Here is a 12,690-nt window from a genome sequence, read left to right as displayed (position 1 = left end):
GTAGCCAATTTGATCTGCAGGGGATCTGCGCGAGTTCTCAGATTCAGTCAGCCCGGCTCCAGGCCATGTTCTTTCAACAACGCCAGCAAACCCGCTTCATCCAGGACCGGCACTTCCAGTTGCTCGGCCCTGGCCAGTTTGGAGCCGGCGGCTTCACCGGCCACAACGCAAGCCGTTTTCCTGGATACGCTTCCGGCCACCCTGGCGCCAAGGGACTCCAGTCTTTCCCTGGCCTCATCCCGGGTCATTTCCGAGAGCGTTCCCGTCAGCACCCAGGTCTGGCCCTTGAGGGGCTGATCGCCCTGTTGTATCGGTTCTTCCTGCCAGTTAACGCCCGCTTCCCGGAGCGCATCCAGCGTCTCCCGGTTGTGGGTCTGATCAAAGAAACTCCGGATATGCCCCGCCACAATGGGACCGACATCCGGGACCGTTTGCAGGGTTTCCTCGTCTGCGGCGGCAATGGCTTCCAGGGTTCCAAAATGGGAAGCCAGGGCTTTTGCCGTAGCCTCTCCGACCTCCCGGATTCCGAGCGCGTAGAGGAACCGCCAGAGTACTGGGTTTCTGGCGCGGTCGATGGCATCCACAAGATTCGAGGCAGATTTCTCGCCCATCCGTTCCAGGCGCATCAGATCGTCGGCGGTCAGGCGATACAGGTCCGCAACGGTCTCAACCATGCCCCGATCGACCAGAATATCGATCCACTTGTCCCCTAACCCTTCGATATCGAGGGCCTTGCGGGAGGCGTAGTGCCGGATCGCCTCTTTGCGCTGGGCCGGGCAGAACAGGCCGCCGGAGCAACGGGCCACGGCCTCCCCTTCAATCTGGATAACATCGGAATCACAAACCGGACACGTTGCCGGCAGCTCAACCTGCCGGGCGTTTACCGGCCTCTTTTCCGTAACGACCTTGACCACTTGAGGAATAACGTCACCAGCCCTGCGGATAAACACGGTGTCGCCAATGTGAACATCGAGACGGCGGATTTCGTCCATGTTATGCAGGGTGGCATTGCTCACTGTGACACCGCCTACAAATACCGGCTTCAGCCGCGCCACAGGGGTTACCGCGCCGGTCCGGCCAACCTGGAATTCAACGTCCTCAACGACGGTCAGCTCTTCCTGGGCCGGGAATTTTTGGGCGATGGCCCAGCGCGGCGCCCGGGACACAAATCCCAGCGCTTTCTGCTGATCCAGGCGGTTGACCTTGAACACAATGCCATCAATTTCGTAGGGCAAGGTGTCCCGTTTTGCCATCAGTTCGTTATAGGCCTCAAGACACTCATCCACACCCCGCGCCTTGCGCATCTCCGGATTGATCCGGAACCCCCAGCTGCGGACCCGCTGAAGACCATCCCACTGGGTCTCCGGAAGCAGGCTTTCATCCGTAACTGCCACACTGTAGGCGCACATTTCCAGAGGACGCTTGGCGGTGACCGTGGATTTTTTCTGTCTCAGGCTACCAGCCGCCGCGTTTCGGGGATTTACAAAGGTTTTCTCGCCGCGGTCGGCAAGCCGGCGATTGAGCTGCTCAAAGCCCTCCCTGGGCATGTAGACTTCGCCCCGCACCTCGACAAGCTCTGGCACATCGTCACCACGCAGTTTGAGCGGAACCGACGGAATGGTCCGGATGTTGGCGGTGATATCTTCACCGGAATAGCCGTCGCCACGGGTTGCGGCGGTTGTCAGCGAGCCATTTTCGTAATGCAGGCTGACTGCCAGCCCGTCCAGCTTGGGCTCACAGACGTATTCCACTTCCTCGCTGACGCCCAGCCGATCCCGCACGCGCCGGTCAAAATCCCGGAGTTCATCGTCACTGAACGCGTTGTCCAGAGACAGCATGGGCAACCGGTGAACCACTTCCTCGAAACTGGTTTCCACGGCACTGCCAACCCGGCGGGTTGGTGAATTGTCCGATGCCAGCTCCGGGTAATCCGATTCCAGCCTCTGCAATTCCCGGAACAGACGGTCGTACTCCGCATCCGGAATACGGGGATCGTCGAGGACGTAGTAATGGTAATTGTGGTCGTCGATAACCGAACGGAGTTCTTCAACACGCTGGATGGTCTCGGGCGTGGCTTTGCTCATGGACTGGCACTCTCGTCTGTCAAAAAAATGCCCGGATCAAACCGGGCATTACTCAGTCTTGTTTCGCCTGGCTTCAGGTCCGTTGGGAGCGCTGTTTGCGCTCAAACTCCCGGATCCGTTGGCGGCAGTGCTCTATGGTTTGCGGGGTCATGACACTCCGGCGCTCATCCTTCAGTTCTCCCCCCAGGTTCCGAACCACGCATTGGGCGGTCTCAAGCATAAAATCAAAGGCCTGCAACGCGTTGGAGGGCCCTGGCATACTCATGAAGAAACTGATGCCCGGGGTCGCCAGTGCCGGCATGTCCCGAGGTTTGAACGTGCCGGGCTCCACGGCATTGGCAACACTGAACTGGACCGGGCTGGTGGTATCTGACTGTTCATGACGGTGGTAAATGTCCATGTCGCCATGCTCAAGGCCGCAGGCTTCAAACAGCTTTTTCAGAGCCGGCCCCTTAAACTCTTCGCCGTTACGGGCAAGCACATTGATAACCACCACTTCCCGGGCCTCCGGGCGATTGGCTCCCGCCAAAGGCTGGCCACTGTCGGGGCGGGAAGGCTCGCGCCGGGCCGTGTCTTCTTCCACTTCCGTGGTGACGGTCGGCGGTACCGCTCCGGTGTCGTCATGTCCGGCTTCGGGCTCACCGGCGGCCGTGTCCGGCTCGGAAAGCTGTTCCGACCGGATTACCCGCGGCTCTCCGACTACTTCATCATCCGGCTCAATCTCATCCTCCGTGGCACCCCAGCCGGAATCCGGCTCCATCCCGGCGGACTCGTGGTCGAAGGGCTCGTGGCTGGACAGACCATAGTCCAGATCGGTGTCGGACAAATCGTGTCCGGATTCAGGGGCAGCACCCTGCTCTGGAGATTTGTTACTGGCCGCTGTGACGGGACGGGTCGGTTTGGGCTTGGGGGAACCGAATCGGCTCGATTTCTCACGTTTGACGTAGCCACGCTCTTCAAGCGTATCCCGGGAGATGGTCCGTGCGCCGCCGTTTGGCAACTCGGGATTGAATTCGTCATCCAGTGGCGAGTCCTTGAGCTCATCTGCGCCCATCCCCGATGAAATCGCCATGGATTCCTTTCGGGCACGCCGCATGCGGCGGACTCCGTCAATAACAATGCCGATGATAACCAGGGTACCGATGGCAATTAACCATTCCCTAAGTGACATAGTGCTGCTGTCCTGTTTGCAGATCCCGTAACATTGTTACTCTAAGAAAAGCCCGTAATGAATACAACGCACACCCGGGCCAGATGGCCGTTTTGTCATGCTCGCCGGTTTTGTAGCCAGCCGGCCTCAGGCCTCCGCCAGGGCTGCGGCCTCGTCCACATCCACGGATACCAGCCGCGAACAGCCCGGCTCATGCATGGTCACACCCATCAGCTGGTCTGCCATTTCCATGGCAATCTTGTTGTGGGTAATGTAGATGAACTGGACCTGTTTCGACATCTCTTTAACCATATTGGCATAGCGACCAACGTTGGCATCATCCAGCGGAGCGTCCACTTCATCCAGCATACAGAAAGGCGCCGGGTTCAGCTGGAAAATGGAGAACACCAGGGCGATGGCCGTCAGTGCCTTTTCGCCACCGGATAACAGATGGATGGTGCTGTTCTTCTTGCCCGGAGGGCGTGCCATGATCGCCACGCCGGTCTCCAGCAGATCCTCGCCGGTGAGCTCGAGATAGGCGTTACCGCCACCGAAGACCTTCGGGAACAGAGCCTGGAGCCCGCCATTGACCTGATCAAAGGTTTCCTTGAAGCGTTGCCGGGTCTCCCGGTCAATCTTGCGGATGGCGGTGTCCAGCGTTTCCAGCGCTTCCATCAGGTCTTCGTGCTGGGAATCCAGGTAGCTTTTCCGTTCGCTCTGGACCTGGTACTCCTCGATGGCCGCGAGGTTGATGGCACCAAGGCGCTGTATCCGGTTACCGATCCGTTCGAGCTCCTCCGCCCAGTCTTCCTCGCTGGCTCCCTCCGGCAACTGCTGCAAGATATCCTGCAGCTTAACATCCAGCTCCCTGAGCTGGTCGATGTGGTTGCCGGAACGGATTTCGAGGGCCTGGGATTCCATTTTCAGCTTCTCCAGCCGGGACCGGACATCCTGGATTCGGTGATCGGTGCCGCTTCGGCCCTGCTCCTTTTCCCGCACTTCCCGGTCTATCTCCTCAAGCGCGTCGCGGGCCGCGCCGAGCTTTTCTTCCTCTGCCAGACGCCGGTCCAGCAGGCCTTCGAGCTGCATCTGCAGATCCTCGATCGGCTCCTCGGCACTCTCCCGGGATTCCCGCAGAATCTCCAGGCGCTCATCAATGCGTTCCTTCTGCATCTGCATCCGGTCGATGGTCTGCCGCAGGCCTTCGCGCTGGCTGTGCAGTGACTGCAACTGGAGTTGCAACTGGTGGGCATGATCCCTGTCGTGCCGGGCTTCCTGACGAAGACGGTCAAGGTTCTCGCGGAGGCTGTCCCGCTGCTCAAGCAGTCGTTCTTTCTCTTCGTCGCTGTCTTCGGTGGAAGCCAGGGCCTGCTGCCACTCCTCACGGGCGTCCTGCAGGCACTCCTGCTGGCCTTCAAGATTCCCGGCAATATCCGAGACATCTTCCCGGATTCGCTGCAGCCGGGCGTCAATCTGTTCGGCGCGGGCACGCAGACCACTGACCCGGGATGACAGGGCACTCAGTTCCCGGTCGGCCTCGCTCAGACGGGCCTGGGCTTCGTCCCGGGCCGATTCGGACCGCTCGGCACGCTCCTGGAGGCTGTCCATGTGCTCACAGGCGGATTCCAGGGTTTCCTCGGCCTCCGCCAGTTGCGAGGTCAGTTCCGTGACTTTCTTCTGCCTTTCGATAGCACCGACCTGGCCGGCGTCTGAATCCGGCATCAGTACCCAGTCCCGGGACACCCAGACCCCCTCTGGAGTGATCACACTCTGGCCATCCTGCAGTCCGGATCGCATGCCCATGGCATCGGAGAGAGTCTCTATCGCATCAATACCCCGAAGCAAAGCAGCAACGGCCGGAACTCCGGACACTTTTTCCGCCAGCCCGGCGGTCATGTCGCCGGCAGGAACTCCGGAATCAACCAGAGCCAGGCCCTTGGGCGCGTCCTTCATGGCCAGTGAGAGCTGATCGATGCCCGGAAGGCACAAGCCCTGGGTAAACCGCCCGATCACCTGCTCAACCGCAAACTCCCAGCCATCATCAATCTGCAACTGGCTGGCAACACGGGGCATATCGCTCAACGAATTCTCTGACAGCCAGGTTTGCAGGACATCGTCCTGGGACCCCATCTGCTCATCCAGCAGCGCCTGCTGCGATTCCAGTGACGCCCGCAGGCTCTGGACCCGCTGGCGCTCTTCAGACACGGATTGCTCGGCATCACGCTGGCTCTGGCGGGCTTCATAGAGCTCATCCTGAATTCCGGCGATCCGTTCGGCAGCCTCTTCCCGTTGCAGCTCCAGGGTTTCCTGCTGTTCCAGCAATTCTTCCAGCTCAGCCCGGTCCATCTGGCCTTCCAGCACTTCCCGTTCATCCTGGAGTTTGCGCTGGCGATTCAGCAATTGCTCAATGGCATCCTCGAGGGACCGGATCCGGGACTGGGCGAGTTCGGCCTGGCGGCGGGCATCCGAGGAGCGAGCGCTGAAATCTTCCCATTTGTGCTGCCAGTCGCCCATGGCATCTTCGGCCTGCTGCAATTTCTCGCCGGATTCCTCGGAGCGTATGGTGAGCGCCTCCTGTTCAGGCTCCACCATGTCCAGCTCTTCCTGGATACCGGCCAGCTTGTCCTGGTCCTGTTCCAGTTCCCGGGCCAGTTCGCGCTGGTTCGCCAGGGCCTGATCAAGCTCCGTGGCCATCTGGCGGCTGCGCTCCCTTTGGTGCTCGAGACTTTGTTCAATACGGGCAATATCGGCGCCAGCCTCATAATAACGGGCCTGGGCGCGATTGAAGTGTTCGGTGCGATCCTGGTGGCTGTCTCGCAGGGATTCCAGCGACGTTTCCAGGCTGACCCGCTCGGTCAGATACTTCTCCAACTCGAGTTCGGTGTCGCGGATTTTACCCCGCCAGGTCTGGAGGTCGTTGTCCAGGGATTGCCAGCGGAGAACTGCCAGCTCGGCCTTTTTCTGGCGCTCTTCCTGTTTGTAGGCCTTGTACTTTTCCGCTGCAGCTGCCTGGCGTTCAAGATGCTGGAGCTGGCGCCCAAGTTCTTCACGCAGATCCGTCAGGCGCTCCAGATTCTCCTGGGTCCTGCGTATCCGGTTTTCCGTTTCCCGGCGACGCTCCTTGTACTTGGAGATGCCGGCGGCTTCCTCAATGTAGATTCGGAGCTCTTCGGGCTTTGCCTCAATCAGCCGGGAAATCATGCCCTGCTCAATGATGGCATAACTGCGGGGCCCGAGGCCGGTACCGAGGAACAGGTCAGTGATGTCCCGGCGCCGACACTTGGAACCGTTCAGAAAATATTCGGACTGGCCTTCACGGGACACCCGGCGGCGAACTGAAATTTCGTTGAACCGAACAAATTCACCGGGGGCGGAGCCGTCGCTGTTATCAAACACCAGCTCAATGGACGCCTGACCCACCGGCTTCCGGGCGCTTGAACCATTGAAGATCACGTCGGTCATGGACTCGCCGCGCAGGTATTTCGCGGAGCTTTCGCCCATCACCCAACGGACCGCGTCAATAATGTTGGATTTACCGCACCCGTTAGGCCCGACGACGGCGGTCATATTCGATGGAAACGGCACGGTCGTCGGATCGACGAACGATTTGAAACCGGACAGTTTGATGGACTTCAGACGCATATCAGGCGCTCTCCTCCTGTCGGAGAATGGTCAGGACCTGCTGTCGCTGATGTTCTCCGAATGCCTGGATAACTGCCTGTAAGCGCTCGGCATCGTCGCTGACCGCGGCGTCTTCCAGTTGCCGGAAGAAGGTCGCCGTTTCCCCGGTTTCATCCCGGAAATGTTCGAGTGCCACAAAATAGGTGCGACTGATGGCGGGACGGAAATTCTCGAGGGTTTCCTCAAGAAACGGGTTCTCAACCAGACCATAGGCATAGCGCATCACACCGAAGCCGGCGTCAATCACCTGCTCGGCCGCATCTGCCCTGGTGGCATTCAGGGCGTCAATTACCGCCTGCAGTTCGCGCACCTGCCCCATTACCCCGCCAAGCTCCTTACCGGACCAGCGCTCCAGGACCTTGCGCCCGAGCATGCACAACAAATCAATGTAGATATCGTACAGGCTGTTAACGCTTTCGGGGGTCAGGCTTGAGACCACCGCTCCCCGGCGGGGGAAGATCTCTATCAGGTGGCGTCTTTCGAGAATGAGCAACGCCTCGCGGACCGAACCACGACTGACATTCAGCTCCCCCGCCACTTTCAGTTCCTGAATGCGCTCTCCGGGTTTGAGATCTCGCGTGATAATCCGCTGCCCGAGATGCTGGGCAATTTGTTCGGATAGACTTTCCGGGGCCTGAAACCTCATAAAGTTGGTCGCTCACTTCTGCAGACAGCTCAATTACAAGCGCAGAAGTTTACCACACGCACTATTCAGCCCCATCCCCTTGTCTGATATTTTGCTAAGGCGTTGAAGAAGCAGCGGCAAAACGCTGCCGGTTTTTTGACGACGGCGTGTGTATTAAGCTCCACTACCTGGCCCCAATTCTTGGACACCATCCTTACTAACTGTTTTTGTTACTTTTTTATCCTTCCGGAATGGTTTCTGCAGAAAATTAGAACACTGTAAACTTCTGCGACAGAGTGAGCTGTAGTGAAAAACATACCGTCAATCCACAAGTCGGGTTCTCAGCCCCAGAAACTGGCTGCGCTGCGCCAGGCTCATCAGGATTGGAATAGTACCCCGGATGTCCTCACCAGGCTGACCCGTCGCCTGTCTACCACACTTTCCCTGGAACAGCAGCTTGCGATTCTGGCCGACGAGCTGGGCGCGATTGTGCCCTTCGACACGCTCAATTACCGTCACAGAATCGGAAACCAGGATTTCATTTACGCCACCGGCATGGGCGGCCCCCACCGTTGCGAATACCGTTTGGGACTTGAGGGAACGAATTACGGAACTCTGGTATTGCACCGCCGGCAGAGGTTCTCCGAACAGGAGCTTGAGGGTGTCGAGATGATTCTCAGTGCCGCCATCTGCCCGATTCGGAATGCTTGCCAGTACATTGCCATAGAACAGGCCTCCCTGACTGATTCACTGACCGGCATCCCCAACAAGCGTGCAATGGACGACGCCTTGCGGCGTGCCAGCCTGTTATCCGAACGGCATAGTGAGCCCTACTCACTCATCCTGTGCGATCTGGACCATTTCAAGGCCGTCAACGACACCCACGGGCATGTGGTCGGCGACCATCTTCTCCAGATTACTGCCGCAGAACTTGAAAAGGCCGTGCGAACGTCCGACAGCGTCTACCGGTTTGGCGGCGAGGAGTTTGCCATTCTCCTGCCTCACACTGCTGAGCAGGATGCCAAAGACGTAGCCGAACGGGTTCGCGAGGCAATTGCGGCGATTCGGATTGATGGGGGCGAAAAAGAACTTCGGGTAACAACCAGCTGCGGGGTGGCCACCTTCCTGCCCAAAGAATCGGCCCAGGAGTGGCTGGCGCGGGCCGACGAGGCCCTTTACCGCGCCAAACACCAGGGCCGGAACTGCACCCGGGTGTTTGCCACCATTTCCTGAGCCTCAGCTCCGGGGCGTTTTGCTCCGCGGCCGATCGGATTTTGAGGCTCGGCCGGCAGGTTTGGCCGGCCTGGTATCACTGACCGCCCATTTGTTGCCTGACGTCTTCTTGCCGGATCGCCCCGGACTCTTCCGGCGCGAGCGATCATGGGCCGCCTTCTCATCCGGCGTCTTCTGTGGGATATCAACGGTATCGAGCCCGACGCTGCGGCTGAGGGTATCCACAGCCCTCTGGTCGAGTTCCTCCCACTTACCCACTGTCAGGCGACTGGGCAGGAAAACCGGTCCGTAGCGCACCCGCTTCAGTCGGCTGACCCGAACGCCCTGGGATTCCCAGAGACGACGGACTTCCCGGTTACGACCTTCCAGCAAGGTAACGTGGAACCAGCGATTCATGCCACTGCCACCCGCCGGCGAAAGGTCGGTGAACTTAGCCATACCGTCTTCGAGCAAAACACCCTGAAGCAGGCGCTCAATCATGGCATCGTCCACTTCCCCGAAGATACGCACCGCATATTCCCGGTCAATCTGGCTGGAGGGATGCATTAGCCGGTTAGCAAGCTCTCCGTCTGTGGTGAAAAGCACCAGACCGGTGGTGTTGATGTCGAGCCGGCCGATGGAAATCCAGCGGTGTTCCTTCAGCCTTGGCAGGCGATCAAATACCGTCGGCCTGCCCTCCGGATCCTTTCGGGTAGTTACTTCGCCTTCGGGCTTGTTGTAGATCAGCACACGACGCAGCACTTCCGAGGCGCCGGAAACCTCGAGACGTTTGCCGTCAAGTTCAAAACGGTCTTCCACGGTGGCTTTCTGGCCCGGAGCAACGGCCAGGCCGTTTACCGTCAGGCGGCCGGCTTCCATCCAGCCTTCAATTTCCCGGCGTGAACCGATACCCGCCCTGGCAAGCAGCTTCTGGATGCGTTCGGGGCCCTCATGGGTAACCTTGTCTTTTGCGTGTTTAGCTGGGTTTTTCGCCGCTCTGGCGGGTTTTTCGGGGCGCTCTGCCGCCATGAAATCAATCCTTAGTCTCTGACTGATACCCGAATGGCATCAGTGAAGTGTCTGACCCGGAGACTCGTCATCGTTCTCCGCGGCGGGCGACTCAAATTCGATCTCCGCCTGCATGTTCTTTTCGATTTCCCGGCCAATTTCTTCGAGATCCCGGACGTCAGACAGAGGCGGCATCTGATCCAGCCCCGTCAGGTTGAAATAGTCCAGAAACTGCCTGGTGGTCGCGTACATGGCCGGCCGGCCGGGAACATCACGATGGCCGACAACGCGCACCCACTCTCGCTCAAGCAGGGTACGAATGATATTGCTGCTTACCGTAACACCCCGAATATCTTCAATTTCGCCCCGGGTAACCGGTTGCCGATAGGCGATCAGCGCGAGGGTTTCCAGCAATGCCCGGGAATAACGCTGGGGCTTCTCCTCGAACAGGCGGCCAACCCAGGGTGCATACTCCTGCCGGACCTGAAGACGGTAACCGCTGGCCACCCTTTTCAGCTCGAACCCACGGCCCTCGCAGGCACTTTCCAGCAGCACCATGACGTGCTCCATAACCTGCCGGGCCGGCCGCTCCTGTTCAGGAAACAACTCCCGCAACTGGTCAAGAGACAACGGCTTGCCGGCCGCCAGCAGGGCGGCTTCGGCAATCGCCTGGATTCTCAGCAGATGTTCTTCGTTCATGATGATTATCCGTGTTTCCGTGCTTTCGGCCTTGAACAGGACGCTAACTGACCGCCCGGGCGCGTACATGAATCGGCCCCAGGACCTCGGCCTGCACAACCTCAATCAATTGCTCTTTCACCAGCTCAAGCGTGGCCAGGAACGTCACAACAACACCAAGGCGTCCCTCTTCCGCGGTGAACAGGCTTTCGAACGTCACAAAGTGGTCATCCTGCAAAGCAGACAGAATGGCGGACATACGCTCGCGGGTCGACAGCCGCTCCCGTTCCACATGGTGGCTGGTAAACAGGTCCGCCCGCCTCAGTACACCCTGCAGGGCGAGCAGCATTTCCCTCAGATCCACATCCGGATGGGGCTGACTTGAGGGCATTCCCGGCAAAGCCGCAGAGGCGGCAAAGGAATCCCGTTCCAGACGGGGCAACGCGTCAATATCCTCGGCCGCCTGCTTGAACCGCTCATACTGCTGCAGCCGGCGAATCAGCTCGGCCCTCGGATCGACCTCCTCGTCATCGTCGCTCTCCTGCCTGGGGAGAAGCATTCTGGACTTGATCTCTGCCAGGGTTGCTGCCATCACCAGGTACTCTGCCGCCAACTCGAAGCGCATGGCTTCCACGGCGCCGATGTAGTCCATGTACTGCCGGGTGATCTCGCTGACGTCGATATCCAGAATGTTCATGTTCTGGCGGCGGATGAGATAAAGCAGAAGATCCAGGGGCCCCTCAAAGGCCTCCAGGAAAACCGCCAGGGCATCTGGCGGAATGTAGAGATCCCTGGGAAGATCCACCACCGGTTTGCCGGAAACCCGGGCCAGCGGCGACGGATCGGGTGTCGCTTCCTGCCCTTCTGGCGTTACCGGATTAGTGGATTCTTCCGTCATAACCTCTCCCTCCGGACCGGGACTGCATCGTGCAGCACCGGATGGCCGGCCTGTACGGATTCAGCGGTGATGAAGCCCCATGGCCGCCCGGACTTCCTCAAGGGTATCCCGGGCGGCATCACGGGCGTGCTCACGGCCTTCCTGCAGAATCGAATGGACCAGATCCGGGTTGCCCTCATACTCACGCGCACGCTCGTGCAAAGGCCGCTGCTCCTCGACAATGGCGTCGATCACGGGCTTCTTGCAGTCAAGGCAGCCAATACCGGCGCTCCGGCAGCCATTCTGGACCCATTCCTGGGTGTCGGCGTCCGAATAGATCTTGTGCATACCCCAGACAGGGCACTTCTCGGGCTCGCCCGGGTCGGTGCGACGAACCCGCTGAGGATCCGTCTGCATGGTGCGGACCTTCCGGGCAACACTGTCCGGCTCTTCGCGCAGGCCAATGTAGTTGTTGTAGGACTTGGACATTTTCTGCCCGTCCAGCCCGGGCAACCTGGATTCTGGCGTCAGCAACGGCTGCGGTTCGGGCAGAATCACCTTGCCACCACCTTCGATGTAGCCATACAGGCGCTCACGATCGCCCAGGGAGATGTTCTGCTGCTCTTTCAGCAGAGCGCGGGCGGTTTCCAGCGCTTCCATATCGCCCTCTTCCTGATAGCGTTTCTTGAGGGCGCGATACAGTTTGGCGTTCTTCTTGCCCATCTTGACGATGGCGCCTTCCGCCTGTTCCTCAAACCCTGGCTCACGGCCGTAGATATGATTGAACCGACGGGCAATCTCACGGGTAATCTCAACATGGGACACCTGATCAGCACCCACCGGCACCTTGCCTGCCCGGTACACCAGGATATCGGCACTTTGCAGCAGCGGATAACCCAGGAAACCGTAGGTAGCCAGATCTTTTTCCCGCAACTTCTCCTGCTGGTCCTTGAAGGTCGGGATACGTTCCAGCCAGCCAAGAGGCGTGATCATGGACAACAGCAGATGCAATTCAGCATGCTCGGGCACCTGGGACTGAATGAACATGGTGGAGGAACCAGGGTTCACACCGGCCGCCAGCCAATCAATAACCATATCCCACACACTCTGCTCAATCCCCGAGGGATCGTCGTAGTTCGTGGTAAGCGCATGCCAGTCTGCCACAAAAAAGAAGCACTCGAATTCGTGCTGGAGTTTCACCCAGTTTTTCAGCACACCATGATAGTGGCCAAGGTGAAGCTTGCCGGTCGGACGCATGCCGGACAAAACCCTTTGCTGGGAATCTACAGAACTCAAAGCACGAACTCCTTATTTGGTATCGGAACCGCCATCATAGTTCAGGCGACCCGGCATTATAAATAAAAAACCCCCGCTC

At 59.2% G+C, this 12,690-nt stretch carries 9 protein-coding genes; 1 reads left to right on the top strand and 8 read right to left on the bottom strand.

Going from position 1 to position 12,690, the window contains the following annotated elements:
- Positions 1-47: 47 nt before the first annotated feature.
- From ligA to NLK58_RS01580, 4 genes are all read right to left on the bottom strand, one after another.
- On the bottom strand, positions 48-2,084 hold the full coding sequence (ligA, locus tag NLK58_RS01595) for an NAD-dependent DNA ligase LigA (RefSeq protein WP_117616963.1): 2,037 nt from the start codon (positions 2,082-2,084) through the stop codon (positions 48-50).
- 73 nt (positions 2,085-2,157) lie between these two features.
- Positions 2,158-3,255 carry a cell division protein ZipA gene (zipA, locus tag NLK58_RS01590; RefSeq protein ID WP_117616962.1) on the bottom strand — a complete coding sequence of 366 codons (1,098 nt, stop codon included), beginning with the start codon at positions 3,253-3,255 and terminating at the stop codon, positions 2,158-2,160.
- A 126-nt stretch (positions 3,256-3,381) separates the two neighbouring features.
- Positions 3,382-6,876 carry a chromosome segregation protein SMC gene (gene smc / locus NLK58_RS01585; protein WP_341581887.1) on the bottom strand — a complete coding sequence of 1,165 codons (3,495 nt, stop codon included), beginning with the start codon at positions 6,874-6,876 and terminating at the stop codon, positions 3,382-3,384.
- A 1-nt stretch (position 6,877) separates the two neighbouring features.
- On the bottom strand, positions 6,878-7,561 hold the full coding sequence (locus tag NLK58_RS01580; RefSeq protein WP_117616960.1) for a GntR family transcriptional regulator: 684 nt from the start codon (positions 7,559-7,561) through the stop codon (positions 6,878-6,880).
- 285 nt (positions 7,562-7,846) lie between these two features.
- Between NLK58_RS01580 and NLK58_RS01575 the strand changes: the two genes are divergently transcribed.
- Positions 7,847-8,773 (top strand): GGDEF domain-containing protein, encoded by a 927-nt coding sequence (locus tag NLK58_RS01575; protein WP_117616959.1) that lies wholly within the window; start codon positions 7,847-7,849, stop codon positions 8,771-8,773.
- A gap of 3 nt (positions 8,774-8,776) precedes the next feature.
- Here NLK58_RS01575 and rluB read toward each other — a convergent pair whose 3' ends face one another.
- Genes rluB through NLK58_RS01555 form a run of 4 tightly spaced genes read right to left on the bottom strand, consistent with a single transcriptional unit; the run spans position 8,777 to position 12,572 of the window.
- Positions 8,777-9,781, bottom strand: coding sequence for a 23S rRNA pseudouridine(2605) synthase RluB (rluB, locus tag NLK58_RS01570; protein ID WP_117616958.1), 1,005 nt, complete (start codon positions 9,779-9,781; stop codon positions 8,777-8,779).
- A 39-nt stretch (positions 9,782-9,820) separates the two neighbouring features.
- Positions 9,821-10,459 carry an SMC-Scp complex subunit ScpB gene (gene scpB / locus NLK58_RS01565; RefSeq protein ID WP_117620231.1) on the bottom strand — a complete coding sequence of 213 codons (639 nt, stop codon included), beginning with the start codon at positions 10,457-10,459 and terminating at the stop codon, positions 9,821-9,823.
- A 43-nt stretch (positions 10,460-10,502) separates the two neighbouring features.
- Positions 10,503-11,336, bottom strand: coding sequence for a ScpA family protein (locus NLK58_RS01560; RefSeq protein WP_117616957.1), 834 nt, complete (start codon positions 11,334-11,336; stop codon positions 10,503-10,505).
- Between the two features lie 60 nt (positions 11,337-11,396).
- Positions 11,397-12,572 (bottom strand): tryptophan--tRNA ligase, encoded by a 1,176-nt coding sequence (locus NLK58_RS01555; protein ID WP_341582757.1) that lies wholly within the window; start codon positions 12,570-12,572, stop codon positions 11,397-11,399.
- Positions 12,573-12,690: the final 118 nt, after the last annotated feature.

It is taken from the genome of Marinobacter metalliresistant, assembly GCF_038098645.1.
Taxonomy (GTDB): Bacteria; Pseudomonadota; Gammaproteobacteria; order Pseudomonadales; family Oleiphilaceae; genus Marinobacter; species Marinobacter metalliresistant.
The sequence above is the reverse complement of the archived record's forward strand: the minus strand, read 5'-3'. Positions and strand labels throughout refer to the sequence as shown.